Raw genomic sequence first — 26,624 nt, forward strand, 5'->3', positions numbered from 1 at the left:
CTGCTGGCAATGGCTTGGTATCGACCAACTAACTAGTAATCAGTGCCTAAGCAATAAGCCGGGAAGTTGTTTTAGAACGAGTTTTTCCACATCATCGACTCCACTGGCTTGTCGGTTCGGTCGTTGTATTTGGCGTTGGCTTTGCGGTTGTAGAAGGTTCCCACGTCGCCTTGTACCGTGAAGTAGATGAGCTGGCCCACCGGCATGCCGTGGTACACCCGCACCGGCATCGACACGCTGATTTCCAGCGTCCAATGGTTGCAGAAACCGATGTCGCCTTTGCCGGCGGTGGCGTGAATATCAATGCCGAGACGGCCGACGCTGCTCTTGCCTTCCAGAAACGGCACGTGGGCGTGGCTCTCGGTGTACTCATCGGTTACGCCCAGGTACAGCACACCGGGTTGCAGCACGAAGCCTTCGGCGGGTATTTCAAACGTCTCGATTTCGTTGTGCTTGCGGGCGTCCAGCACGGCGTCGCGGTAGGTGGCCAGGTAGCGGCCCAGGTGCACATCGTAAGAGTTGGTACCGAGGCAGCTGCGGTCGTAGGGCTCGATAATGATGTTGCCCCGCTCAATTTCGGCGAGAATCTGCTGGTCGGTCAGGATCATGGGGTTGTTGAGTTCTGAATTAATTTTCGTCTTCGTCGTCGTAGCGGTCCTCGGGTAGCGTGTTGGCTTGGCGGCGCGCTACAGTGGCACCTTGCTGGCGGTCTAGCTCGTCGGTGACGGTATCGAGGCGGTTGCGCAGTTCGGGTAGCACGCTGGTAACCACGAAAAGCAGCAGCAGGGTGGAGGCACCCGACAGCAGCAGGGTTAGGTAATCAACCCAATCGTGCTGCACGGCCGTATCGATGCTGCGCAAGGGAGCGGTGGGAGTAGTGGCAGCAGCAGTCAGTGAGGGGCTTTCTTCAGGTGGCGAACTGGTGAGGGGCGCGTCTACGTCGGCGGGAGGCACGGCCGCGCCATCGGCGGCTAGCTCTTCGGGAGCGGCGTCCTCCGACGCATTAAACTGCGCCGCGCTTTGCTGAATGTAACGCTCCAAGCCCCGGATCAGGGATACCCGCTCGTCGCGGGGCAGCACCCGAATAAAAAACTCGAAGTTCTTATCAACCAAGATGCTACGCAGCTGCTTCTCGAATTGCGCCAGATCGGTGCGGCCCTGCCCGAAGCGGTTTTTGTAGCGCTCCGACACGCCATTGTAGTTCTGAAATAGCTTCTGCAAATCGGCGCGGCCGTCGAAGTCGTTGAAATCCTTGCGGGCCTTGGCGGTGCGTAGCGAGACCGGGAATTTGCGCCGCGTAAACGATTTGTCGTACACGGTTTCCATGGTGCGGAAGTTCAACTCTTCTACAGTCCGGTCGAAAAGGCGCTTGTTGGCCGCCGCCGGGCCTTGGGCCGAACCGGCAACGGGCAGCAGAAGCCCGAGAACCAAGCATATCGATAATAAAAGTCGAGGCATAACAGCAGAGCGGTTTCTGCGCAAAGGTAACCGCTCTTTAATCCGGAATCTACTCACACCCTTACTTCGAAGGGAATATGTAGTTGAATTCTGCTAACAGAAGTCTTTGCTGAAAGGTAAACAGAGCGTGAGAAGTGGTATAAATCCGATAATTTATCATTTGCGAAATTGAATTTTCTGATCTGATAGATAAATGACTTGAATGAATACGCAAGGATAGTTAAACAAGGAAGTAGCTGCCATGATATGGCGCATTCTGCTATATAGTTGTGTGCCTGCAATGTCCACAGATTAAGGTATTATTTATAAATATTTAAGGCAGTACGCTATTAGGTTTTGCGTTGTAAATCAACTTATATAATGAAGTTATAATGCTGTTTATCAGTAATTTATAAATATGAACCAAAGATTGATGCGTTAGATGGTGTCCAGTATCATATTGGATTAGAAATGGTGATGAATAATAATTGTATTTTATTATTATGATTGAATTATTTGATATAATCGTGAATGTAAATTTTATATTGAACTATAAACTTAACATCAGGCTTAGTGCCCCAGAATACTCTGTCTGTAATTTTGTAGTTGGTAAAACACCGGCTTTTTCATGTCACCCCATTTTCAACTCACTTGTAGTAGATTTTACGTTTAAATGAACAGAAAATTACTAAGGTATAGCACCAGTTTGCTGTTGTTGCTGCCCTGTATGGCCTTCTACCCAACGAGTGTGGATAGCCCCCTGGCTTGGCTGGCACCTTTCGCTGCCAACACACAGGAAGCTTTCGAAACCGGTACAAAGGCCACCTATCCTACCGATTCGGTGGCGCTGAGCAGTGGTACTTGGGTGCTCAACGATGGTGTGCTGGGCAACACGGCCGCCGACCACAAAAATGGCAACCAAGCCGTACGCTTGCAGCAGAATGGCAAGCTGACCATGAGCTTCTTCCTGCCAGCGGGAGCCGGTACCGTGACGGTGCAGCACGCCGTGTATGGCACCGATGCCAGCAGCAGCTGGGAGCTATACGCGCAACCCCAGGCATGCAACTGCACCAAATGGACGAAAGTGGGGGCCACGGTGCTTACTACTTCGGCCACGTTGCAGGCGGCGGCTTTCACCGTGAATATTCCGGGCCCGGTGAAGTTCGAGATTCGCAAAGTGTCGGGTGGCGCGGCGCAACTCAACCTCGACGATTTCACCGTAACCGAGTATGGCACCACGCAGCCATCCATCGACAACGACCACTTGGCGCTGGGCAACCCCAGCGGCGCCGTGGCCGATGTGAGCAGCCCCAACAACTATCTGCTGCCGAAGCCGCAATTCACTATCGGCTATAATCGTGACCAGGGCAAGCCCAACTGGGTGAGCTGGCACCTCGACGCTGCCGACACAGGCTCCGCTGGCCGCCAGGACGACTTTCGTAACGATACCGCTTTGCCCGCCGGCTGGTACCAGGTGCAGTCGACTAGCTACAGCGGCTCCGGATTTGACAGGGGCCACAACTGCCCCAGCGCCGACCGGACTGCCACGAGGGAAGACAACTCGGCTACCTTCCTGATGACCAACATGATGCCCCAGGCCCCCAACAACAACCAGCAAGCCTGGGCCAGCCTGGAAAACTACACCCGCACCTTCCTGCCCAATAATGAGGTGTATGTGATTTGCGGCAGCTACGGCGTGGGTGGCACTGGCAGCAACGGCGGCGTGACCAACACCATCGACCAGGGCCGCGTTACGGTGCCGGCCTACTGCTGGAAGGTGATTGTGGTGCTGCCGGTGGGCAACAACGACGTGTCGCGCATCAACGCCAGCACCCGCGTTATTGCCATTAATACGCCCAACCAGCAGGGAATCAGCACCGACTGGAGCACGTTCCGCACCTCGGTGGATGCCATTGAAGCGGCTACCGGCTACGATATTCTGTCGAACCTGCCAGTGGCGGTGCAGGATGTGCTAGAGGCCCAGGTGGATAACGGCCCGACTCAGTAATTCCTGCTTCTTTCTTATTGGTTTTCACAGCGTTGCTGTCATCATCTCCTATATGAATCAAACTTCTAATCTATTGTGCTCTTCGCGGCCCCTGCGGTCCGTTAAGCAGCTGATAGCCTTTTTGTCGTGCGCCTGGTTGGCGCCGCTCGGGGCCCAGGCCCAATTGGTATTAACCAGCGCCACTCCCAAAACCGAAAATTTCAATGGTATGGGATCCAGCGCTACGGCTGCCGTGCCAGCCGGTTTTCGGCTGGCCACTGGTACCACTGGCATTGCGTACGGCAACCCAGCCAACACGTCGGCTACTGTTCGGGCAGGTGGCACGTCGGGTACAGGCGCGCTGTCTGGCAACTCAGGTGGCGGCGACTACAACTTTGCTGACGGGGTAACGGCTACCTCCACCGACCGGGCCCTTGGCTTCCTTACCAGCAGCAACGCCGCGGCCACTTCGCCACGGCACATTCTCCTGAAAATCGAGAATACAACGGGTGCGGTTATCAAAGACCTGAAGGTTGACTTCTCGATTGAGAAATACCGGACGGGCACCGCCGCTTTCGACTGGAAGTTTTACAGCAGCAGCGACGATGCTACCTGGGTTGCGCAAACGGATGGCGACCAGACATTCCCCGCTAGCACTGCTATTGCGGTAGTAAATCCGGCAACTGTTACCTCCGAAACCGTCACTATTGCCAATATCAACCTGGCAGCGGGTGGGGTTTTCTATCTGCGCTGGAGCCACATCGGCGGCCCGGTTGGCGGCCAGGGCTTAGGACTTGACGACGTGGTGCTGACGCCCACGCTCGGCACCGGTACTCCCACGCCAACTGCCACCATTGCCACCACGGCTTCCACTTTCAACAGTCCGTATTGCGTAACGGCTGCCGCGGGTAGCGCCCCGTTCGATGTGGCATACACCACCACGGGCAGTTTCACGGGGACCTTCAAAGTGCAGCTGTCTGATGCAATGGGAGCTTTCCCGACCAACACCACCGACAACATTATTGGCAGCGGCAGCGCTTCGCCTATCAGCGCCAGCATTCCGGCGGGTACACCCAGCGGCACCGGTTACCGGGTACGGGTGCTGAATGATGCGCCGGTTACTTACGGCTCCAACAACGGTACCAGCCTCACCGTGAATCTGGCCCCGGCCAGCAACCCCGTGACGGTAAGCCCAACTGCCCCGCAGACGTTTGCCGTTACCGGCAGCGGCACCACCATTACAGCCACGGCCACTACGACTTCCACTTACACCTGGCAGTATAGCACCAGCAGTACTGGTCCGTTTTTAACAGGCATTGCAGGAGCCACTGCTGCTACGTATCAGCCCCGTGCCGTTGATTTCGGTGGGGCGGGTACCTATTACGTGGTGGCCCAGGCGACCAGCATTGGCGCTTGCAACCCGGTTACGGGGCAGAGTGCGCCGGTGGCTGTTACCATCACGGCTCCAACTCCGCAGGTAGTGGTTTCCCAGGCGGTTGTTCCCGATTTTGGGAGCTTGACAACCGACGCGGCTTCGGCGGCCAAAAGCTTCACGGTGAGCGGCAGTGGCCTGACAGCGCCGCTATTGATTACGCCCCCGGCTGGCTTTGAAATCCGGACGGGTACGCAGCCGTTTTCCTGCTGCGTGATTGAGTTGCAGCCCAACGGCGGAACCATTGGCACCACGACTATTGAGGTGCGCTTTGCGCCTACGGCGGTGCAGGCGTATCAGGCCACTATTCCGGTGAGTAGTACCGGGTTGGCGGCGCAGTCTGTAGCCGTGAGTGGTACCAGCGTGGCGCCAGTGTACCCGGCTACGTTGAGCACCGCGGCCCTCACCAACATCACCCCAACCAGCGCCACCACCGGCGGCACTATTATCACCACCGGCGGCAGCGCGGTTATTGCCCAAGGCGTGGTATGGGGCAGCACGCCCAACCCCGTGCTGGGTGCGCAGCAAACTGCTGATGCCGATAGTACCGGCACATTCAGCAGCACCATCACGGGCCTGACGCCCGGCACTACGTATTACGTGCGGGCCTACGCCACCAACGGCGTGGGCACCACCTACGGCGACGAGCTGACGCTGACCACTGAAGTAGTGCCGCTGGCTGCCGAGCCTACTCAATCGGCTACACCTGCGGCCAGCCAGATTACCGGCACGTCGTTGCTGCTGACCCTGGGTGGCGGCAATGGTGCCAAGCGTTTGGTGTTGGTGCAAAGTGGCAGCACTGTGGATGGCCTGCCCGTAGATGCCACCACCTACCGCGACAGTACGGCGTTTGGCTTGGGTGCCCGCCTGGCAAGCAGCTACGTGCTGTATGCCGGCACCGCCGATACGGTGCGGGTAACGGGCCTGCGCCCGAATAGCACGTACTCGTTTGCCGTTTTCGATTACAACGACAACAATACGCTCTTCGCAGAAAACTACCTGACCACCGCGCCGGGCCTCTTAACCAGCACCACGCAGGCTTTGCCGGCTACGTTGCTGCTGGAAGAAAACTTTGCGTATACTGCTGGCGATGACCTGACGGCCAATGGTTGGGCGGCGCACAGCGGTACTACGAATCCGGTGAAAGTGGTAATCCCTGGGTTGAGTTTCTCGGGCTACAGCGCCGCCACGGGTAATGCCGCGGCCCTCACTACCACGGGCCAGGACGTGAACCGGGCATTTGCGCCGGTGTATGCCCGCACGCCGGTGTACGTGTCGTTGCTGGTGAGAGTAGCCAGCGCCGGCACGGCCGACTACTTCTTCCATTTGGGTCCGGCTACCATTGGCTCCACCTTCAAGAACCGGGTGTATGCCCGCCGGGGCAGCACGGCCAGTAAGGTGCAGTTTGGCATCAGCGGCAACGGTATGGCTACCAGCATCATCTACGACACCAACCAGGAGTACAACGTGGGCGAAACCTACCTGCTGGTGCTGAAATACACGTTCGATGAAACGGGTAGCACCAGCCAGCTGTTCGTGAATCCGCCGGTGGACGTGGAGCCGACCGTGGCCGCCGCTACCAGCCTTGAAACCACGGGCGCGCCAACCAGCATTGGTACGGTGGCACTCCGCCAGGGCAGCAGCACCCCCAACCTGGTGCTGGACGGCATTCGGGTGGGTACCACGTACCGCGTGGTGCGCACCGGCCTGACTTGCCTGGAGCCTGCGCCGGCCTTTGCCGCCGCCCCCGTCTGCGCCGGTACGCCCACCGTCTTTGTTGATTCGTCGGCGGTAGTGGAGGCCAACGCCCGCTACGCCTGGGACGTGGACGGTAATGGCACGGTGGACTACACCACCAAAGGTGGTTTCAGCCATACGTACACCGCCGCCGGAACCTACACCGCCACCCTCACCATTGCGCAAGGCACCTGCACAACCACCTACAGCCGGCCGGTAACGGTACGGGCGCTGCCTACGGCCACACTCAGCGGTACGGCCACCATCTGCACCGGTACCAGCACGGCCCTCACGCTGCACCTGACCGGGGAAGCCCCCTGGCAGGTGCGCTACTCCACTGACGGCGGCGCTACTGCTGTGGCACTGCCCGTAACAGCCGCCGAGTTGACAGCTGACGGCAACTACAGCCTGTCGGTAAGCCCCACCGCCACCACTATCTACAGCCTGGTGAGTGTAACGGATGCCAACTGCACGGCAACGGCCCTGACGGGTACGGCCACGGTAACGGTGAATACGCCGCCCGTGGTTACGGTGCCTACCGTGCCAACTGCTACGGCAGCCTACGGACAGACGACGGCGTCGGTGAGCTTCGAGGCAACGGCCACTGGTACGCCAGCTCCTGCGGTAACGTATTCGGTGGTGCGCAATGGAGTGGTAACCCCAATTACCTCACCATACAACTTCGCGGTGGGTACTACTACCGTAACGGCTACGGCGATTAACGACTGCGGCACCGTGACCGAGACTTTCCCGGTGACGGTGCAGGCTACCGTGGCCAGCCTGGCAGTGCTGCATCAGAATGCTGATAACTCGCCTACCAACAATGCCATCAAGCCCAATCTGCAACTCGTGAACCTGAGTGCCGCCGCCATTCCGTACCAGCAGCTCACGGTGCGCTACTGGCTGACGGTGGAAGACTTTGCCGCCACTGTAGCTACCATCGACTGGGCGCAACTGGGCACCAACGCCGTGCGGGCGCGGTACGTGGCCCTCACGCAGCCGGTGCAGGGGGCTTTTGGCTACGTGGAATACTCGTTTACGGCCGCTGCGGGCAGCTTGTCGGCTGGTGCCAACTCCGGCCCGATTCAGTCGCGCATCAACAAGCAGACCTATACCAACTTCAACGAAGCCGACGACTACTCATACGCTACCAACAATACGTACCAGCAGAACGGCCGCATCACCATCTACCGCAACGGTGTGCTGGTGGGCGGAACGGAGCCCGCGCCGGTAGCTGCGGTGCCGCGCTTCACAGTGTTGTCGCAAAACCGCGCCAACAAGCCGGTTTCCAACACCATCAGCACCTACCTGCAAGTGCGCAACGACGGCAATACGCCCGTGGCTTACCAAGACCTGACAGTGCGCTACTGGTTCAGCCCCGACGGCCCGCAGCCTCTCAACGCGTTTGTGGATTACGCGCAGCTGGGCACCAATAACGTGAACATCAGCTTTGGGCAGGCCGGCACCGAAACGTATGCGGAACTGCGGTTTGCGGCCGCGCTGGGCACCTTCTCGCCGCTCAGCAGCACCGGCAACGTGCAGTATCGTTTGGCCAAGTCCAACTGGTCGAACTTCAATCAGGCCAACGACTTCTCGTACCAGGTTGCCGCCTCCGCGTTGGCGGCCAACCCGAACATCACCGCCTATGTGCAGGGACAACTGGTGTACGGGCAGGAGCCAGCCGGTGCCGCTACGGCGGCCCGCGGTGTAGCGGCAACCCCGTCGTCTACGCCTGCGGCCACCGAGGCTCCCAGCAAGGCCGCTGCTACCAGCTACCCGAACCCGTTCACCGGTAGCACTACCATTACCTTCACCGCAGCGCAGTCGTCGGAGTATCAGCTGGATATCTTTGATATGAACGGCCGATTGGTGCAGCGCCTGAAGGCTGGCAATGCGCAGGCCGGACAAGTGGTGCAGGTGGAATGGCAGGCTACGGACGTACGCCCTGGGGTGTATATGGCCCGCCTGACCACCGGTAGCACGGTGCAGCAGCTGAAGCTGGTGCGGCAATAAACCCGCAACCACCACGCACAAAAAAGGCGGGCCACACGGCCCGCCTTTTTTAATGGCTTCCAGTTGAATATTCCTGGCTGCTACAAGCCGTGCGCTTCGCGCATAGCTTCGCGGCAGGCCGTGAGGTACACGTCCACCAACTCATCGGTAATGGCCGTGCTCACGAACAGGGCCTCGTACTGCGCCGGTGCCAGGTAGACACCGCGGTGCAGCATGGCCCGGAAATAGCGGCCGAAGGCTTCGGTGTCGGAGTGCTTGGCGTCGGCGAGGTTGCGCACGGGCTGGTCGGTGAAGAACACGCTGAACATCGAGCCGACCTGGTTGACGGTGTAGTTCAAGCCCAGCTCGGCGGCAATCTGGCGGGTGCCGTCGGCGAGGCGGGTGGTGATGCGGTTTAGCTCGTCGTACAGCTCGGGGTGCTCTTGCAGGTAAGTGAGCTGGGCAATGCCGGCGGCGGTGGCAATGGGGTTGCCGGAGAGCGTGCCCGCCTGGTAGACCTTGCCAGCCGGGGCCACGTTGTCCATGATATCCTGGCGGCCGCCGTAGGCCCCAACCGGCATACCGCCCCCAATGATTTTACCGAGCGTGGTCATGTCGGGCGTGATGCCGTACAGCTCCTGCGCGCCGCCGCGGGCCAGCCGGAACCCGGTCATTACCTCATCAAAAATGAGCACGATGCCGTGCTGAGTGCACATGTCGCGCAGGCCTTGCAGGTAGCCTTCCTCGGGCGCCACCAGGCCCATGTTGCCAACCACCGGCTCCAGAATCAGCGCCGCCACCTGGCCTTCGTTTACCTCGATAATCTGCTGCACGGCCGCCAAGTCGTTATAGGGCACCGTGAGGGTGTCCTGCGCCACGCCTTCGGTTACACCCGGCGAATCGGGGGTGCCGAGGGTGAGGGCGCCCGAGCCGGCCGCAATCAGAAACGAGTCGCCGTGGCCGTGGTAGCAGCCCTCGAACTTGATGATTTTGTTGCGCCCCGTGTAGCCCCGTGCCACCCGGATAGCCGACATCGTGGCCTCAGTGCCCGAGTTTACCAGCCGCACTTTCTCGATGCTGGGCACCATTTGCTTGATGAGCTCGGCCATTTCCACCTCGCGGCGCGTGGGAGCCCCAAACGACAATGAGGCCGGAATAGCAGCCTGCACGGCGTCGAGCACGATTTCCGGCGCGTGCCCCAGAATCATTGGGCCCCAGGAGTTGATGAAATCCAGGTACTTATTACCGTCCACATCGGTCAGCCAGGCGCCTTTAGCCGACTGCATGAACACCGGGTGCCCGCCCACGGCCCGGAAAGCCCGCACCGGCGAGTTTACACCGCCCGGAATGTGGTTTTTAGCGCGCTCAAACAGCGTTTCGCTGGTGGTTAGAAGGTAGTTGGTAGTTGGTAGTTGGTATTGGGACATGAAAGGAAAGCTGAGGAAGACGTGCAGTGAAATGAAAAGTAGAATAGCGACATGGAAGGGTGAGTATCTCACTACTCAATACCCATTACTCACTACTAAATACAACCTACCGAATGCCCACCGGGTTCAGTACTTCCACTTCCAAGCGCTCCAACTTAGTGATGGGCACATACTGGTTGTCGTGGGCGCCGCCGGGGTAGCCGATGCCTTGGAACACCGAGCCCGATATGGGGCCGGCGGTGCTAAGCTGCTGCTGAAACGCCGGGCCATTCTGGTGCAGCTGCGAGGCAAAGAAGTACAGCAGCTCGAAGCCAGTGAAAGCGAAAACCGAAGGCGGCTGGTTCTGGCGCTGCATGTACAGCTGGCGGAAACGGCGCACACCAAAGTTGTTGCGGTCCAGGTACTTGGGGTGCAGGAAGTACACGTCGCGGGCGTCCAGCTGGTACAAGCCGATGCGGTTGTTGTCGAGCCAGGAAGAGTAGGTAATCAGGGGCAGGCGGGCATCCTGGGCTTTCAGCGCGCTAAACGTGTACGGCCCGATTTTCTTGGACTCCGAAGCTACCACCAAGTGCCCGATGCTCTTCAGGTCGAAGCCTCCGAATCCGGCGCTCAACGATTCGTCTACGTCGGAGTCGATGCGCCGTAGCTGCACCACCCGGCCGCCCAGGGCCTCGTAGGCCTGCTTATACGCCACTCCGAAAGCGGCTTCGTCCTTGGTGTCCTCGTAGAGCACCACCGCCGTGCGCGCGCCCCCCAGGCGGGAGTACGCAAACTGCGCCGCCTGCTGGGCCTGCGTGGCCGTGCTCGACTGGTACAGGTAATGCCAAGGATTGTCAAGCACCAGGTCGCCGTCCTGCGAGAGGGGATTCACGCACACAATCTGCTTTTGCTGCCCGTAACGGGCCAGAATCTTGCTGCCCGACTTATACACCGGCCCGATAATCAGGTCCATACCGGCCAGCTCCGGCAGCGCCAGCACCTGCTTGAGCTGGAGCGTATCGGCGCCGGTATCGTAGGCGAAAAGCTGCACCGGCCGGCCTTCGCGCTGCAACGAATCCTGGGCAATCCGCAGGCCTGCGTACAGGTCCGTCACGAACTGGTTTTTGCGGCGCGTCTCCCAACTGGGGTCGTTGAACTCGAAAGGCAGCAGCACGCCGATGTTGTAGGTGCTTTTCCTGACGGCACGCGGGCGGGGCGTGTAGCGGGTGCGGTCCAGGGCAAACTGGGTAATAAGCTGGTCGAGCTGGCCTTTGTCGGCGTCGGTGTACCAGCCGCCGTTGGCCAGCTTATCGGCGTAGGCGCGGGCCAGCGTCAGCTCCTGCGGATACGTTTTCAGCAGGTTCTGGAAGGTGGCTTTGTCTTTGATGCGCGGCAGATACGTGGCCTTCATGTTCTCCCGCTCTTGCTGCAACTGACCGGCCGGCAGCTGAGCCAGCACCCGCAGGGCATTGTCGAAGTCGTTTTGCTCGAATGATATCTGGCCTTGCAGAAACAGGGCTTCGGGCATGCTGAGCCATTGGGCATACTCGTTGCGCAACAGGTTCAGCATCTGCTCGGCTTCGGCCCACTTCTTGGCCCGGCTGGCGGCCACGGCATATAAGTATGCGGCTTCAGGAGCCTGCGCGAATTTGTTGGCGGGTGCGGTCAGCGGTTCCAGCTCGGTCATTGCCAAGTCGTAGCGCGTCTGGGTGATGAGCGTTTTGCCGTTTTTGTAGCGGGTAGTGAAATCGGTGGAGTTGAGGTTGGCGGGCAGGGGCGGGCCAGTGGGCTTGGGCGGGGCAGTAGCGGCGGGTTTAGCTGTGGCAGGTGCCGCCGGCTTGGTTGTGGTGCCGGTAGCGGCGGGCTTGGTGCCGGTGGCGGCAGGAGTAGCTTTAGTAGGAGCTGTGCCAGGCCTGGCAGAAGTGGTGGGCGTGGGCTTGCCGGTTGTGGAAGTAGCCGGCGCTAGGGGGGCCGGTTTGGTTGCTTTTGCTGGGGCCGTGGCGGCTGGTTTGCGGGTGGGCGTGGTGGCTGGGGTAGTAGGGCGCGGAGTAGCCGGTTGCTGCGCCACTACGGGAGCAGCCAGCAGCCAGCCAAACAGCAAGCAAAAGGCGGGAAATCGTTGGGCAGAGAAATGCCTCATAACGGGCAGCGGAGAGAAGACGAAGAGTGAGTGCAGGCGCAAGCCCAGCCTGACGATGCCAAACCGGGCGGCCCTGCAAAAGTACGTAGGAACCGTGGGGAAGATGCCACCCCGCAATTTGCCGGCCATTCTGCGCCACGTAGCCGCTGGTTACGGCCTGCAACGCAGGAAATCTTTATTCCGCTTCTATAGTTTCATAGAGTAGTAGCGCAGTAGCACTGGTGGTGTAACGCAGCCAGCCGATGGCACCCAGCACCAAAACCAGCGGATAGCGTATTGCTACTTTCAGGCTACTATTTTATTCGTAAGCTAACTTCTTGATTTTATGGCGTTGGTACCCGGCTTAAAACGCAGACCCCGAACCTACAGCGACGAAAATCCGCGCGACCCCGGCAAATGGGGCTGGTATATTATGGCCATCATAGCGGTGCTGTGGCTGGCGTATTCCTGGTTCTACAGCAAGTAATTGAATAGCGCTGCGGGCTGCTTTCCAGTGGGTAGCAGTTCGCAGTGCTTGGAATTCTGGTGCCGGTCGTTACAATATAGCCGGGGTTCTATCGTTTGCGAGCCTGAAATTTCCGAACTTGTGTTTATGCCCATGTCTGCTGCTACGCTCGCCCTACCTCAACTGCGCCAGCGCCTCAACCTGGTGTTGGTGTTGGGCGCCTCGCTTGTATTGAGCGTTGTATTGATTACGCTACGGGTGTTTTTTACGCACCAATTTACGTTCGTCTTCCTGCTCTGGAATCTGTTTCTGGCGCTTATTCCGTTCGGGTTGAGCACTATGCTGAGTCTCTCGGCCGGGCGCTTGCAGGCGCGGGTGCTGCTGCCGGTGGGGCTGGTGTGGCTGCTGTTTTTTCCCAATGCCCCCTACATCCTCACCGACTTGTTTCACCTCGAACCGCGCATCGGAGTGCCCTACTGGTATGACCTGGCCCTTATTCTGAGCTGCGCCTGGAACGGTCTGATGCTGGCCTACGCTTCCCTCACCGACATGCAGGCCCTGGTAGCCCGCCGGCTGGGTTGGCTGGCCAGCTGGGGCTTCGTGACGGTGTCCCTGCTACTCAGTTCGTTTGGCGTGTACCTGGGCCGCTACCTGCGCTTCAACTCCTGGGACATCATCACCAACCCGCTCACGCTGTTCTTCGACATCATCACCCGCTTGCTGCACCCGTTTGCCCACCCCGCTACCTGGGGCGTGACGCTGCTCTACGGTGTGTTTCTGCTGCTGGGCTACGTCACCGTGCGGTTGCTGGGCCGCATGCAGGAAGCAGAAGAATAGCCAGTAACAACGGGCGCAAGAGCAGAACGCTGGTAACGCACCAAAAGAGCAGGCGCGAGGCCTCGTAGTGAGCGGAAGGCAGGTAGTTCCATGCCTTCGTTTTACCTTGCCGGCCCATGATGCACCTGACGCCCACCGATACGCCCGCCATGACCTGGGAGCGGCTGCTCAGCCGCCGCCGCTACCCCGCCCAACCGCAACTGCACGTTGTGACGGATGCCCCGCCCGTGCGCGGCGCCTTCATTGCCGACTACGACCGGGTGGTGTTCAGCTCGGCGTTTCGGCGGTTGCAGCGCAAAACGCAGGTGATGCCGCAGCCCGAAACCGACTTCGTGCACACCCGCCTCACCCACTCCCTGGAAACTGCTTCCGTTGGCCGCTCCTTGGGCCGGCTGGGTGGCCGGCTGCTGCTCGAAGAAACCGAAGGCTTGGTGCAAACTCTGCCGCATCTGGATTCCGACTTCGGCGACATTGTAGCGGCCGCCTGCTTGGCCCACGACATCGGCAATCCGCCCTTCGGGCACTCCGGCGAAGACGCCATTTCCACTTATTTCCGGAGTGCCGCTGCCGAGCCGTTCGTGCGGGTGCTGGATGCCGCCCAGCGCGCCGACTTGCAACGCTTTGAAGGCAATGCGGCTGGGTTTCGGGTGCTCACCCACACTTACGCGGCCCACAGCAGCGGCTCGGCCGGGCTAGGGCTGACGTACGCCACACTAGGCGCCTTCACGAAGTACCCGCGCCCTTCGGTGTTCGATGAAACCGGCGGCACCCACGGCACCAGCGAGAAAAAGCACGGCTATTTTCAAACAGAAGCCGCTCGTTTTCAGGAGGTGGCGCAGGAACTGGGCTTGCTGGCCAAGCCACCCGGTGCCGCAGCGGGCTTCTACCACCGGCACCCGCTGGCCTTCCTCGTAGAAGCTGCCGACGACATCTGCTACCGTATCATCGACTTCGAAGACGGCCTCAAGCTAGGCTTAATTCCCTGCGAAGCCGGCTTGGGGTTGATGCGCGACATCCTGGGCGATGCGCCCGACCGGCGTGGCTCGGTGGAGTGGCGCGACTGGCGCGAGGAGCTAGGTTACCTGCGCGCCCGCCTCATCAACCGGCTGGTGCAGCAAACCGCCCGCCTTTTTGCTGACCGTGCCGCCGCCTTCCTGCACGGCCGCGCCGACGAGCCCCTGGTGCAGCACCTCGACTGCTGGGAGCAGCTACAGCATATGAATGCCCTGACCGTGGAGCACCTCTACCAAAGCCGGCCGGTGCTGGAAATTGAAGCCGCTGGCTTTGAAGTAATGGCGGGCCTGCTCGATGCTTTTCTGCACGCCACCTTCGACCCGTACGGCAGCACTCAGTCGCGCAAGTTGCAGCAGCTGCTGCCAACCCAGTTCCGGGCCGTTGGACCGCAGGAAGGCCTGTCGGCTTACGAGCAAATCATCTTGCTAACCGACTACTTGGGTGGCCTTACCGACCAAAACGCCTCCAACTTATTCCGCACTATCCGGGGCGTGAGTTTGCCTAAAGTATTCTAGCGAATAACTGTTGCTGGGGGCAACAAGCCGGTGCGAAATATGGTTAGCTTTGTGCAATTCTGTCCTGCTTTTGCCTCTGCCATTCGCCTTGAAACCTTGGTTATTGCTATTACTCCTGTTGCTGAGTTCGGCAGCGTGGGCAAACTCGCCGGCAGTAGATCGGTTACAGGCTCAGGTACAGGCGCATCCACAAGCCGATACAGCGCGGGTTAACTTGCTGAATGCGTTGGCTTTCGAGCAACGCTCTACGGTTCCGCGCGCTTCACGGGCCAGTTTTGAAGAGGCGCTGGCACTGGCTCGGCAACTCAATTACTCTCTGGGCACTGCCAAAGCGCTACTGGGGCTGGGCTTTTACTACCGCAAGCGCAACGAGTACAGCCCGGCCCAACTGCATACCGAGCAGGCCCGTGTGCTGTTCGAGCGCCTGCCCGACCAACGTAACCTACTAGCCTGCACCTACAACCTCGCCTATATCTACTTCGGGCAAGGCAACTACACGCAGGCCTTGGATTACTCGCAGCAGGGGTTGCAGCTGGCCGAAAAGCTGAATGATCCGCATTGGCTGGTGCTGATGAATGCCCAGCTGGGTATTATCAGTACCGAAGTAGGAGAATACAGCAAGGCGCGCCTGTACCTGGAGCAATGCCTGCGGCTGGCCCGCCAGCACCACAACCAATCCGGCGTTTCGCAAGGTCTGCGCGGCCTCGGCGACCTGTACCGCACCCAAGAGAAATGGACAATTGCGCGCCGCTACTACGAACAGGACATGCTGCTGGCGCGCCGCCTCGGGGATAAACCAGGAGCCTCGGTAGAGGAAATGAACGTGGCCGATATGGCCGAACACCAAGGCCATTACCGCGAGGTATTCACCTATTGCTACCAAGTGCTGCGGCAGCTGCGGCAACTCGATGTAGTGGGTTACCTGCCCTGGACGCACTTGGTACTGGCGCGCGCCCACCTCCACACCAACCGCCCCGATAGTGCCCTGTATTATGGGAAAGCCAGTCTGCAAGCCAGCCTGCGAAGCGGAACCAAAGAAAATATCCGCGACGTGAGTGAGGTGCTCACTCAAGCCAGCGCCACAACCGGCAACATGGCAGCGGCGTACCGCTACCAGCGCCTGTTCACCATCTATCAGGACAGCCTTAGCAGCCGCGACCTTATCCGGCGCATTGCGGCCTTGCAGTACGGCTACGAGCTAGACCGTAAGCAGGCCCGCATCAAGCAGCTCACCCGCACCCAGCAGCTAATTCAGCAGAAAAACCGGCAGCAGCAATGGTTGCTGCTAGTTTCGTTGGCGGGGCTGTTGCTGGTAGGAGCACTAAGCGTGATATTGTGGCGCAGCAACACCCAAAAACAGCGGGCGTACGCCTTACTGGAAAAGCAGCAGACCGAGTTGCTGGCCACTCAAAAGCAACTGGTGGCGGCCGAAAAATGGGCGTTTGTGGGGGAAGTATCGGCTGGTATTGCGCACGAGCTGCAAAACCCGCTCCACTTCATGAAGAAATTCGCCGAAGTGAGCGTCGCCCTCCTCGACCACGACAGCCATACGGCGCCCCCCTCCGACACGGCATCGGCGGAGTTGCAGCAGGAAATTGTGGCGGGTCTCAAGCAGAACCTTCAGGAAATCAGCCAGCACGGGCAGCGTGCTTCCTCCATCATTGCCGATATGCTGGCGCACGCTCGGACCGGCAGCGCCCAACGCGAGTCAATATATATCAATGTTTTGGTAGAAGAGAACCTGCAACTAGCTCAGCAGATTGCCTTGAGTAAGGAGCCGCCGTTTCAGGCCACGGTTCATACCACCTTTGATGCGGCGGCAGGACAAGTGACCGTAGTGCCAGCGGAAATAGGGCGGGGGCTGCTCAATTTGTTCACTAATGCGCTGCACGCACTGGAAACCCGCTACAGCCAAGCCGAGGCAAATTATCAGCCGGTTCTACGAGTAAGCACCGAGCGAATCAACGGGCAGGTAGCCATCCGGATTCACGATAATGGCACGGGTATGGCGGAAGAAACCAAGCAGCAGATTTTTCAGCCGTTTTTCACTACCAAGCCGCTTGGGAAAGGAACAGGCCTCGGGTTGTCGTTGGCGCACGATACCATTACCAAGGGCCACGGCGGTACTATTCAGGTGGAAACCAAGGCCGGCAAGTTCACCGAATTCACCATCCTGCTGCCGGCCTGATTAGCGCCGCAGCCGCCCCGAGCTAACAGGCAACTGGAAACCTAGATTTCGTACTGGTCCAGTACGGCGCTTATATCTTCGAGGCGCCGAGTAATCAGAGTCAGCATGTCTTGCGAAACCGGAATCTGGGTGCCGTGCCGCGTGATGAGGTAGCGGACCAGGGCCGCCAGACCCTGTATTTCTTCCTGAATCTGTTCGCGCATGAGCTGCCACTGCGCCAGCCCTAAGCCAGGAGTGGCTAGGCAGCAATACCGAACGGTAATCATCTGGCTAATCAGGTTGGCTATGCGTTCTAAAAGTGCCTGTTCGTCGGGGCTGAAAGAACGGGGTTGCCGGTCTATGACGCACAGTGAGCCAAAGCGGCGCTCGTTGGGCATGCACAGGGGAGCCGCAGCATAAAAGCGTAGGCCTTTGTTGTGGGCGGCGTGAGCGGCTTCGGGAGTAATGAGCGGGGAGGTATCACTGGCTAAATCAGAGTAAATCACCGCCTTATTGTTCAGAATAGCCGTGGAGCACAAGGCTTCTACACGAGGCTGCAATTTTACGTTTGGCAACCCGAAATTGGCCATATAATGCACCTGCTCTTCTTCAACAAGAGCAATCAGCGAGATAGGCAAGCTGAAGATGCGAGCCGTCAACGATACAAACTCGCTGAAAATAGGCTCCTGCAACGATTGAGCCACATCATAATGCCGTATGGAGCCCAGGCGCTGGACTTCGTCGGCTGGTATCAGTAGTTGAGCAGCTGAAGCCATACGATGTGACATTTATATTAAATTAACTGGATAAGAACCTAATACGCTAAGCAATTTGCTGTATAATAAGGCAAGATCAAACACCTAAATGACAGTTCTTTGTAAGGATATATTATTTCTTTAATTGTTCATATACAAAGATTGAGGGCTTAGCGAAGTAGCCGTAGCGTAGTGTCTAGCCGCTGGGTGCGCAGCAAGGCCCGGTACTGTTGGCGCAGGCGTTCTTGTTGCTGGCGCTGCTCCTGCTTTTTAAAAAGCCGCACCTTGTATTTGGTGCCGGGCGCGCGGCTCAAATGCACATACACAAGGCCCCGGCTGGGGCGGCGGGTGGCCTCGCCGCTCTGGATACGCTCTACCCGTTTTTCATTGTTGCCAAACAATGCCTGCATAGGACTGAGGCCCACATACAGGTTGGCTTGTCCGTTTAGGTAATACTCACCGCTTACTGCTAGGTCGGTTAGGTTGCTGTTCATGTGCAGGCTGGGTACCAGCACTCGGTTGCCGTCCAGAATAAAGCGTGGGCTAACGGGCTCGAAATACAAATGGCTGGTTTTCTTGTCGTTCAGAAACTTTAGAGCCTGGGCCAAGGCATCCACATCCAGCAGTTCCAAGTCACGCAAATCGGTTTTCAAGTAAGCGTGCGTCCGGTTGAGGTTTGGTAGGAAGGTGGCATCGAGGTCGGTGTGCACATCGGCCTCGCACTGCATGGTGCCTCGCACGTTGTCGGCCCGCAGCACCTCAAACTGCAAGGCCTCCGCCAGTTGAAACAATGTCGGTAGCTCGATATGTTGGAGCCGCATCTGGGCCCGTAATGGGTGGTGGTCGGGGCCGGCATCGGTTTGCATGCGGCCCTGCAACGAAATAGAGCCGCCAAATGCCTGCAACGAACAGTTTTCCAGCCGGGCACCGCCGGGTTCTAAGTGGCTGACAAGGCGGAAATTGCGGCCCCGTAGCAGGCCGTAGCGCACCTGGTCGGCCGCAACGCGCACCTGGGCCGTCACGGTGCCATCGATAAGCGGCGATGTAACGGGCCGCAGCTTGCCAGCCGAGGCGAACTTGTTTTCGGAAGGAGGGGGGCTCAACGCGGCCAAAAGTTGCAGGAGCCGCTGCACATCAAGGAGAGCATAGCGCAAATTGATGTTGGCGGTAGCCGCCGCCAGCTTGCCTTTGCGAAGTTGAGCTGTGGCGCTTACGCGCCCAAAGCCCCCGGCGCTGGTTTCAAAGTTCAGATAAGGCAGCCGAAAAGCGGGGCCATTCTTGTCGAGCCGCAGGCGTACGTTGGTTAGGTTTTCACCGGCTGGCAGGGTAAGTGTTTGCACGGTGGCCACTATCTGGCCGTTGGCCGCCAGCACCACTTCGCGCAGGCTTGGGTCGGTGGGCGTTGCGGCGGTACGGCGCGGTTCCCGGTCGAGAAGGGCCAGCAGGCGGCGGTACTCAATGGTGTTGAAGCGTAACGCCAGCCGCATAGCCACTGGCTGCAGATGCAGTGTATCGGTGGGCCAGCTTACGGCGCCGCTGGCCTGGCCCCCCCACACGCGGGTTTGCAGGTTGGTGAGCTGCACGTAGCGGCCATTGTGCTGCACGGTGGCTGCCAGTTGGTATAAGGTATCGGCGGGCAGTACCAGCCGCCCGCACGCAAGCCGGATGTTCAGCCGTAAACCCGCCGGTAAGAGGTTCATTGCCCGAGCTGCCAATTCCTGGTTACGGGTGCGGCCGGGTTTGCGCGGCCGGGGTGCCCGGTGCGGCTGGCCGGCGGGCGGGGCCAGCAACTGCCGCAGCCGGTCCAGCCGTAGCTCATCCACGGCAAATGTGCCCCTGACCATCGTAACCGGGTGCTGCCCGTTGAAGTATGACAGCAGATACGTGGTGCTGGCATTGGCCTTCACCTGCATGCCGTTGAGGCGGCCCGTGAGGTTTTCCAGCTGCCACAAACTGTCGCGCAAGCCCAGCTTCACGTTCAGCCCCGACATATCGGCGCCGCGGCTGGGCACCCGAAACGAAGCGTTTTCTAGCGTGATAGTACCGCGCACTGCCAAAGGAGGCAGTTCGGTGTTGCTGGCGCGTAGTGCCCGCCGGGTAGCCCGCGCCGGAATTTCTGGTAGGGGGCCATTGAACCGGATGTTGAGGGTGGCAATGCCTTGCCGGGCCTGCCAGAGGCCCGGCGCTACCACAGCGGCCAGGGTTTGCAGCTCAGTGCGGCCACGTACTCGCCCAGTGAGTATTGGCCGCAGAAAGTTACGCGCTGTGAGGGCCGCATCAAGTTCGCCGGCCGTGGAGTACAGCCGGCACTGGGTGAAGGTGAGTGAAGTAGTACGCGAATCGTGTTCGGGGCCGTTGTCGAAGGTGCCACGGGCATCCCAGCGGCGAATGCGCCGGGTGGAGTCGGCCCATTGAATTTGAGCGTTTCGCAGTTGAAATTTCAAGATGGTGCGCGGCCGAGCCGATGGCCCGCTGAACCCTTTGATAGTGTACCAGATGCGGGCGTGGCTGGGGCTACGGGCTCCTTCCAGGTATTGATGCAACCCCGGCGGCAACGCTACGTGGAGCACCTCCAGCAGAGGCTGCGCCCCCACCATGCGCAAGTCGAGCCGGGTGCCGCGCGGCTGGCCGGGCGGTGGTGCCTGATGGGTTCCTCTGATAACTACCGTGTCGCCGTTGAGGGTGGCGCGGGTGCGCAGGAAGGTGCCTTTGCGCTGCTTGAAATCGTACTGGTAGCTGACCTGCGCCCGTACCGGCTCCCGCTCAAACAAATTGCCCCGCCCACTGCGCAAAAATACCAGCTGCCCATCGAGTAGGCCGCGGACTTGCGCAATGCCCGCCCGCCCCCGTGCCCGCAACCGCGCCCGGTATACAAACGCCTCGAAACCACTGCGCTGAAAGTCGTTGCGGTCGGTTACGCGGAAGTTTATTAGGGTAAGGGAGTCGAGGTCGAAATCGGGCGGGGAGCTGGCGGAACTACGCCGGGGCCCCTTGCCGTGCAGGCCCCAGTCCTGGCCGGTGGAGTCGGTAAGCTGCCGGAACTCGGTGTTGTGTAGCGTGAGGTGGTTCACTTTCACCCGGCCGTACAGCAGCTCACTAAGCTGAAGGCGGGCATCGGCACGCTCAATGCGCAACACGGGCACATTGCCGCGGGCGGTGGTATCGGTGAGGTAGAAATGCCGCAGCGAAACAGTGAAATCCGGAAAGTCGCGGAAGGGCGAGAAATCCACCTCAAACGGCGCCAGCACTAGGTCAGAGTTGCGGGCCAGCCGTTCCCGAATCAGGTGCGCTACTCGTTGGCGGCCCCAGCCGGAACTCAGTAAAAGCAACGCTCCCAGCGCAATAACCACCACTCCTAGCAACGAAAAGCCCAGCAGCTGACGAATAGAAGGGCGTTTCATGCGGTGAAGTAGGGCGTAGGCAACGTAGTAAGTAAGAGGCGGATGCAGTTTTTACGCAAAAACTACTGTTGTGGTACGCGCCGTACGCTATTAGAATCTGGGAATCCTAAGGGCGAGCTTATTTGACGATAAAATATATTTAGACAAATTCTAAATAGTTTTACTTTTGGCATCCTTCCACCTCTTGAGCTACTTCTTGCCATGGCGCAATTCTTTCACCACAACGACTTCGGGTACTGCGCCCGTTGTCCGCGTACTTGCCATTTGCACGTTTGCTTTGGCAACGTTGCTCTAGCTGCCACGCCCACTGAGTTTGCCGAGTTCCGCCGCATTGTTACGGATACGTGGCAGTATCATTGCCTGCGCACCCACGACCCAGAGGCTCGCTGCATTGCCTTGCGCACGCCGGCTCCGCACCTGGCGCTGGTTTTCTCGCTGGTAGAACTCACCCAACTCAGCGACATTCTGGAAAACACGGCATTGTTGCTGGAAGTAGAGCAATTACTGACCCCACAAACCGATTAGCCGAAAACCAGGCTGTATAAACGCAACCCCATAAAAGGCGCCGGCATTCCAAGCGCAGTTGAGCAATGACAGCCTTTCGGTTATAGGCCTTGTTAGTTGTTGAGTGTCCACATAATCTAGCAGAACTTCTGAAAATAGCCGCCCGCATTCAGCAACCGTCGGGCTTTAGGTGAAGCAGCGTTTTTTGCCTTCCTTGAAGGCTGCTACTCCTATCCGCTGTTTCTATGCAACTTCCTTCCCTGAGCCGTGTAGCGGTTGAAGCCGCCCGCGTAGTTCGCCGGTTCCCACTCACCCTGTTGTGCGCGCTGGTGCTGTGCGTGACGGGTATCCACGCTATTCGCAACGAAAAAGACGCCTACGACTGGCTGTTTCCACTGTTGTCGGCTGGGGGGCTAGGGCTTACCCTTACTTTGAGTGTGGCATTGGCGGGCGAACGGTACCAGTGGCCGAGGTGGGTGCGCTTGTTAGTGCAGGTAGGGGCAGTGGCACTAGTGGGCGTCTGGTATTGGCTGTGCCCACTTGAACCAAACCAAACCTGGGGCTTGCGCCTGGTGTTACTGCTGCTGGGCTTGCACCTGCTGGTAGCCGTGGTGCCCTACCTACCCGAATTGCGCCGCCGCGCCGATACGTCCGGTTTCTGGCGCTACAACGAAACGCTGTTTCTGCGCATCCTCACGGCCGGAATCTATTCCGGGGTGCTGTATGTGGGATGTGCGTTGGCCTTAACGGCCATCAACAATCTATTCGATGTAAAGCTGGACAATCATCTGTACGGCTACCTGTTTGTGGTGCTGGCTACGGTATTTAATACCTGGTTTTTCCTGGCCGGTGTGCCGCACGATTTCAAGGCGTTGGAGCAGGACGCGCCGTACCCCAAGGCGCTGAAGCTGTTCACGCAGTTTGTGCTGCTGCCGCTGGTGGTGCTGTACTTAGCTATTCTGTACGCCTACCTGACCCGCATTCTGGTGCTGCAAACCCTACCCAAAGGTTGGGTGTCGTTGCTGGTGTTGGCGTTGTCGGTGGCGGGTATCTTCGCGCTGCTGCTCATCCACCCCGTCCGCGACGATGCCGACAACACCTGGATTCGCACGTTTGCGCGCTGGTTTTACCGGGCGCTGTTTCCGTTGCTGGGGCTGCTGGCTGTGGCTATTGGCACCCGCATCCGGGCGTACGGCATCACCGAGGAGCGGTATTTTGTGCTGGTGCTGGCGGCGTGGCTGGCCATTATGGCCACCTACTTCTTGCTGCGGCAGGGCCGGGGCATCATCTGGATTCCGGCTTCCCTGGCACTTATAGCCTTTCTGGCGGCGGCTGGCCCGTGGAGTGCCTTTGCCGTGGCCGAACGGAGCCAGCTCAACCAACTGCGCGAACTGGCCGCGCAGTACAACCTGCTGCAAAACGGCAAGCTCGACGGCGTGGGCAAACGGCTGCCGAAACTTTCTAAACGAGTGAAGCAGCGGGTGGCTTCAGTGTTTGGATTCTTCGCCGAGCGTGACGCCATGCAACGGTTGCAGCCGTTTTTCGCGGCCAGCCTGGCAAAGCCTGATTCAATGCGTACTAAGAAGGAGTGGGAACAGCGAAGTTGGATGGATGACCGATTGTACGAGGTAAGTGGCATTCCGCGCTGGAACCGGTACGATTCAGGAGAGGAAAACGAAGTAGCAGCCACCTTTCAAACTCCTCGCTTGAAATATGAGGCGCTGGGCGGCGGCCGGTACTGGTTGCCAGGAGTTGATTTGTACCGATATGATACTATTGCTAATGTACTTACAGAGGTTTCCGCCCAAGAAGGCACGTTCCGGCTACGCGCGGCTAACCACGGGTACGACATCTGGTTGGAACAACTGCGTGCCGACAGCACGTGGCAACGCCAGCTGAGCGTATCCCCCGGTACAATAGCCGATTCACTAATACGCAAGCACGGCCGCGACCCGGAAGATGTTGTAGAATTGCCAACAGAAAGGCTGACGCTACGAACCGCTATTCCTGGAGCTACGCTGCAAGTGTACCTGCGTGAGTTAACCCGCCGAGAGGAACACGATACGATATTCTACAGTTTTGAAGGAAACGCGCTGCTTGAACTTCACCCGCAACCTAAATAAACCAGCTAAAGCATAAAGGGCCGCCAGCGTAATGCCAGCGGCCCTTTTCACTCAGCTACTCAGTTACTCTCTATTCCCACTCGATAGTTGCCGGGGGCTTGGAGCTGATGTCGTACACCACGCGGTTGATGCCGCGCACTTGGTTGATGATTTTGTTGCTGATTTCGGCCAGGAACTCGTAAGGGAGGTGGGCCCAGTCGGCGGTCATGCCGTCCACGCTGGTTACGGCGCGCAGAGCTACCACCTGCTCGTAGGTGCGCTCGTCGCCCATTACGCCCACGCTCTGGATGGGGAGCAGCATTACGCCGGCCTGCCAGGTTTTGTCGTAGAGGTTGTGGGCTTTCAGGCCGTTGATGAAGATGGCGTCGGCACGCTGAAGCAAATCCACTTTGGCGGGCGTGATGTCGCCGAGGATGCGGATGCCCAGGCCGGGGCCGGGGAAGGGGTGGCGGTGTAGGATGTTGGTGGGCAAGCCCAGCGTGTGGCCTACTTCGCGCACCTCATCCTTGAACAAAGCCCGCAGCGGCTCCACAATCCGCAGGTTCATTTTCTCGGGCAGCCCGCCCACGTTGTGGTGGCTCTTGATGGTTACGGCCGGGCCCTTCACCGACACCGACTCAATTACATCGGGGTAAATGGTGCCCTGGGCCAGCCAGCGGGCGCCGTCTACTTTCTGCGCTTCTCTATCAAACACCTCAATAAAGGTGCGGCCAATGGCTTTGCGCTTCAGTTCGGGGTCGGTGAGGCCAGCCAAGGCAGTATAGAACTCCTGCGAGGCATCCACGCCGCGCACGTTCAAACCCAGGTCCTTGTAGGAGTGCAGCACATCTTCGTACTCGTCTTTGCGCAGCAGCCCGTTGTTCACGAAAATGCCGTGCAGCCGCGTGCCAACGGCCTTGTGCAGCAGCAGCGCCGCCACCGAAGAATCCACCCCACCCGACAAGCCCAGTATCACCTGGTCCTGCTCGCCGATGGTGCGTTGCAGCGTAGCCACCATGCTGTCCACGAAGTGCTCCGGGGTCCAGCTTTGGTCGAGGCCGCAGATGTTTACCACAAAGTTCTGGAGCAGGGTTTTGCCGTCGGTGCTGTGCGTTACCTCGGGGTGGAACTGAATGCCGTAGGTCGGCTGCCCCTCAATCTTGAATGCGGCTACGTCTACTTCCGGAGTGCTGGCAATAATGTCGAAGCCCGCGGGCAGGTGCTTGATGGTATCACCATGCGACATCCACACCTGCGACTCGGTGGGTACGCCGTGCAACAGGGGGCTCTCGTGGTTCACGTGGGCCAGCCGGGCCCGGCCATACTCGCGGATGGTAGCGGGCAGCACCTCGCCGCCTTGCTGGTGCGCCAGCAGCTGCGCGCCGTAGCACACCCCCAGCACCGGCACCTGGCCTAAGTAGTTGGAAAGGTCGGGGTTGGGCGATTCGGCGTCGCGCACGGAGCAGGGCGAACCGGAAAGCACAACGCCCCGGATATCCTCAGTGAGGGCCGGGGCGTGCGTATAAGGGTGAATTTCGCAGTACACATTCAATTCCCGAATGCGCCGGGCAATTAACTGCGTGTACTGCGACCCAAAATCGAGAATCAGAATCTGTTGAGGCATAGGCAAAGGTAAGCACGAGCGGCAGGAGCACAAAATAACCGCCGTGTTACAATGCCATTTCCCAACCTGTCCTTTAAATAATATAAAAAATGTTCAAGCGCATTGGATTAGTTTAAAAAATAATTGTCTTATACATTGATTATATAATTATGCCATATATATTTGTAACACTAACTACTGGTTGATAACCGAAACAAGTTTCAGTACCACCAAGTTGGGCCGCCCTCTTACCTTACACTCCTACTTGCATGCAACTCTCTCTACTCCTTACTCTAGGCGCGACCAGCCTTTTCTTGTCGACTGCGGCTATGGCCCAGCAAACCGCTTCCCTGTCTTCGGGCAAAGCCTTGCCGAAGAATACACTTGCTATGAATACGCGGACGGCCCCAAGCCTGGACGCAAAAGCCGAAGTTCTGGAAGCTAAAGATTTCAAAGGAACTGTTGTTGACGAGTTGGGAGAGCCGCTTGCCGGCGCGGTGGTATCGGTAATTGCTGGGAACAACCAGTTCAGCACCACCACCACTACCAATGCCGAGGGAGAGTACGTTATTACATCTACAAGCACATCACCGGTGTTGCTGGTAACCTACGCTGGCTGCAACGACATTCAGCAGAAAGCGGTGTACGGCCACCCCATAACGTTCCAGATGGAGTTTATCGATAACTACGAGCGGAAGCTGAAAAAGCAAACCAAAACGGCCGAAAAAGCCTGGCGCAACTAAGTAGCAAGCTAATTATCTACTGAAGTGCCGCGTTATTCAGCCCCAAGTGTGGAGACATAACGCGGCACTTTCATGTGTACTGCGGGACTACTACAAGCCAGCGCAACCGGTAAGCGAAATAAAAGCGCCTGATTATCTGCGTGTAGATGCTGCAAACGCAAAAAAAGCAGGCACATCAGTACCAGCCGCGCAAAACGTGTGTATCTTTGCACCCGGCGAGTCAGAACGACCAGCTCCTGTTGAACTCCCCCAGGACCGGAAGGTAGCAAGGGTAAACGGTTGAGCGGTGCGATTTTGGCTCGCTTTTTTTTGCCCATACCCCAACGGGTTTACAGATTTCAGGGCTCCGCGAAGCCCCCTGTTTCCAAACAAAAGCGGCTCTATCAGCCGCTTTTCGCATTCTTAAA

Annotated in this window: 16 protein-coding genes and 1 other RNA gene; 10 read left to right on the forward strand and 7 right to left on the reverse strand. The window is 58.8% G+C overall.

The features are described 5' to 3' along the window. Nucleotides 1–71: 71 nt before the first annotated feature. Complete coding sequence (dcd, locus tag J0X19_RS01325; protein ID WP_206980078.1) at nucleotides 72–608, reverse strand: dCTP deaminase; 537 nt, start codon at nucleotides 606–608, stop codon at nucleotides 72–74. A 19-nt stretch (nucleotides 609–627) separates the two neighbouring features. Next, nucleotides 628–1,431 (reverse strand): hypothetical protein, encoded by an 804-nt coding sequence (locus J0X19_RS01330; protein ID WP_206980079.1) that lies wholly within the window; start codon nucleotides 1,429–1,431, stop codon nucleotides 628–630. A gap of 733 nt (nucleotides 1,432–2,164) precedes the next feature. On the opposite strand from J0X19_RS01330, the gene J0X19_RS01335 reads away from it, so the two are divergent. Together J0X19_RS01335 and J0X19_RS01340 are read left to right on the forward strand one after the other, a co-directional pair. Beyond that, nucleotides 2,165–3,445 (forward strand): DNA/RNA non-specific endonuclease, encoded by a 1,281-nt coding sequence (locus J0X19_RS01335; protein ID WP_242581794.1) that lies wholly within the window; start codon nucleotides 2,165–2,167, stop codon nucleotides 3,443–3,445. A gap of 52 nt (nucleotides 3,446–3,497) precedes the next feature. After that, nucleotides 3,498–8,606 carry a cellulose binding domain-containing protein gene (locus J0X19_RS01340; protein WP_206980080.1) on the forward strand — a complete coding sequence of 1,703 codons (5,109 nt, stop codon included), beginning with the start codon at nucleotides 3,498–3,500 and terminating at the stop codon, nucleotides 8,604–8,606. Nucleotides 8,607–8,686: 80 nt separating this feature from the next. On the opposite strand, the gene hemL is transcribed toward J0X19_RS01340, so the two are convergent. After that, nucleotides 8,687–10,012, reverse strand: a complete 1,326-nt coding sequence (gene hemL / locus J0X19_RS01345; RefSeq protein ID WP_206980081.1) for a glutamate-1-semialdehyde 2,1-aminomutase — start codon at nucleotides 10,010–10,012, stop codon at nucleotides 8,687–8,689. Between the two features lie 106 nt (nucleotides 10,013–10,118). After that, nucleotides 10,119–12,131, reverse strand: a complete 2,013-nt coding sequence (locus J0X19_RS01350) for an ABC transporter substrate-binding protein (protein WP_206980082.1) — start codon at nucleotides 12,129–12,131, stop codon at nucleotides 10,119–10,121. Between the two features lie 325 nt (nucleotides 12,132–12,456). Here J0X19_RS01350 and J0X19_RS01355 point away from each other — a divergent pair, with 325 nt between their 5' ends. From J0X19_RS01355 to J0X19_RS01370, 4 genes are all read left to right on the forward strand, one after another. Then, complete coding sequence (locus J0X19_RS01355) at nucleotides 12,457–12,597, forward strand: hypothetical protein (protein ID WP_206980083.1); 141 nt, start codon at nucleotides 12,457–12,459, stop codon at nucleotides 12,595–12,597. 132 nt (nucleotides 12,598–12,729) lie between these two features. After that, nucleotides 12,730–13,413 (forward strand): DUF1361 domain-containing protein, encoded by a 684-nt coding sequence (locus J0X19_RS01360; protein WP_206980084.1) that lies wholly within the window; start codon nucleotides 12,730–12,732, stop codon nucleotides 13,411–13,413. Between the two features lie 116 nt (nucleotides 13,414–13,529). Then, nucleotides 13,530–14,942: a dGTP triphosphohydrolase gene (gene dgt, locus J0X19_RS01365; protein ID WP_206980085.1), complete on the forward strand. Its 1,413-nt coding sequence runs from the start codon at nucleotides 13,530–13,532 to the stop codon at nucleotides 14,940–14,942. An 88-nt stretch (nucleotides 14,943–15,030) separates the two neighbouring features. After that, nucleotides 15,031–17,130, forward strand: coding sequence for a tetratricopeptide repeat protein (locus J0X19_RS01370; RefSeq protein WP_206980086.1), 2,100 nt, complete (start codon nucleotides 15,031–15,033; stop codon nucleotides 17,128–17,130). Between the two features lie 41 nt (nucleotides 17,131–17,171). Here J0X19_RS01370 and J0X19_RS01375 read toward each other — a convergent pair whose 3' ends face one another. Both J0X19_RS01375 and J0X19_RS01380 read right to left on the reverse strand, forming a co-directional pair. Beyond that, complete coding sequence (locus tag J0X19_RS01375; RefSeq protein ID WP_206980087.1) at nucleotides 17,172–17,885, reverse strand: GAF domain-containing protein; 714 nt, start codon at nucleotides 17,883–17,885, stop codon at nucleotides 17,172–17,174. Nucleotides 17,886–18,034: 149 nt separating this feature from the next. Further along, nucleotides 18,035–21,265, reverse strand: a complete 3,231-nt coding sequence (locus J0X19_RS01380; protein WP_206980088.1) for an AsmA-like C-terminal region-containing protein — start codon at nucleotides 21,263–21,265, stop codon at nucleotides 18,035–18,037. Between the two features lie 201 nt (nucleotides 21,266–21,466). On the opposite strand from J0X19_RS01380, the gene J0X19_RS01385 reads away from it, so the two are divergent. Together J0X19_RS01385 and J0X19_RS01390 are read left to right on the forward strand one after the other, a co-directional pair. Beyond that, nucleotides 21,467–21,790 (forward strand): DUF6686 family protein, encoded by a 324-nt coding sequence (locus tag J0X19_RS01385; protein ID WP_206980089.1) that lies wholly within the window; start codon nucleotides 21,467–21,469, stop codon nucleotides 21,788–21,790. Between the two features lie 224 nt (nucleotides 21,791–22,014). Continuing rightward, complete coding sequence (locus J0X19_RS01390; RefSeq protein WP_206980090.1) at nucleotides 22,015–23,892, forward strand: DUF4153 domain-containing protein; 1,878 nt, start codon at nucleotides 22,015–22,017, stop codon at nucleotides 23,890–23,892. Between the two features lie 70 nt (nucleotides 23,893–23,962). On the opposite strand, the gene guaA is transcribed toward J0X19_RS01390, so the two are convergent. Next, on the reverse strand, nucleotides 23,963–25,495 hold the full coding sequence (guaA, locus tag J0X19_RS01395; protein ID WP_206980091.1) for a glutamine-hydrolyzing GMP synthase: 1,533 nt from the start codon (nucleotides 25,493–25,495) through the stop codon (nucleotides 23,963–23,965). 368 nt (nucleotides 25,496–25,863) lie between these two features. Here guaA and J0X19_RS01400 point away from each other — a divergent pair, with 368 nt between their 5' ends. Next, on the forward strand, nucleotides 25,864–26,217 hold the full coding sequence (locus tag J0X19_RS01400; protein ID WP_206980092.1) for a carboxypeptidase-like regulatory domain-containing protein: 354 nt from the start codon (nucleotides 25,864–25,866) through the stop codon (nucleotides 26,215–26,217). Between the two features lie 212 nt (nucleotides 26,218–26,429). Then, nucleotides 26,430–26,526: signal recognition particle sRNA small type (ffs, locus tag J0X19_RS01405), an RNA gene on the forward strand. Nucleotides 26,527–26,624 lie beyond the last annotated feature (98 nt).

It is taken from the genome of Hymenobacter telluris (assembly GCF_017313265.1).
Taxonomy (GTDB): domain Bacteria; phylum Bacteroidota; class Bacteroidia; order Cytophagales; family Hymenobacteraceae; genus Hymenobacter; species Hymenobacter telluris.

Coding starts and splice junctions, on each gene's coding strand:
- dcd (WP_206980078.1), bottom strand. CDS start 608: ATGATCCTGACCGACCAGCAGATTCTCGCCGAAATTGAGCGGGGCAAC.
- J0X19_RS01335 (WP_242581794.1), top strand. CDS start 2,165: ATGGCCTTCTACCCAACGAGTGTGGATAGCCCCCTGGCTTGGCTGGCA.
- J0X19_RS01340 (WP_206980080.1), top strand. CDS start 3,498: ATGAATCAAACTTCTAATCTATTGTGCTCTTCGCGGCCCCTGCGGTCC.
- hemL (WP_206980081.1), bottom strand. CDS start 10,012: ATGTCCCAATACCAACTACCAACTACCAACTACCTTCTAACCACCAGC.
- J0X19_RS01350 (WP_206980082.1), bottom strand. CDS start 12,131: ATGAGGCATTTCTCTGCCCAACGATTTCCCGCCTTTTGCTTGCTGTTT.
- J0X19_RS01355 (WP_206980083.1), top strand. CDS start 12,457: ATGGCGTTGGTACCCGGCTTAAAACGCAGACCCCGAACCTACAGCGAC.
- J0X19_RS01360 (WP_206980084.1), top strand. CDS start 12,730: ATGTCTGCTGCTACGCTCGCCCTACCTCAACTGCGCCAGCGCCTCAAC.
- dgt (WP_206980085.1), top strand. CDS start 13,530: ATGATGCACCTGACGCCCACCGATACGCCCGCCATGACCTGGGAGCGG.
- J0X19_RS01375 (WP_206980087.1), bottom strand. CDS start 17,885: ATGGCTTCAGCTGCTCAACTACTGATACCAGCCGACGAAGTCCAGCGC.
- J0X19_RS01380 (WP_206980088.1), bottom strand. CDS start 21,265: ATGAAACGCCCTTCTATTCGTCAGCTGCTGGGCTTTTCGTTGCTAGGA.
- J0X19_RS01385 (WP_206980089.1), top strand. CDS start 21,467: ATGGCGCAATTCTTTCACCACAACGACTTCGGGTACTGCGCCCGTTGT.
- J0X19_RS01390 (WP_206980090.1), top strand. CDS start 22,015: ATGCAACTTCCTTCCCTGAGCCGTGTAGCGGTTGAAGCCGCCCGCGTA.
- guaA (WP_206980091.1), bottom strand. CDS start 25,495: ATGCCTCAACAGATTCTGATTCTCGATTTTGGGTCGCAGTACACGCAG.
- J0X19_RS01400 (WP_206980092.1), top strand. CDS start 25,864: ATGAATACGCGGACGGCCCCAAGCCTGGACGCAAAAGCCGAAGTTCTG.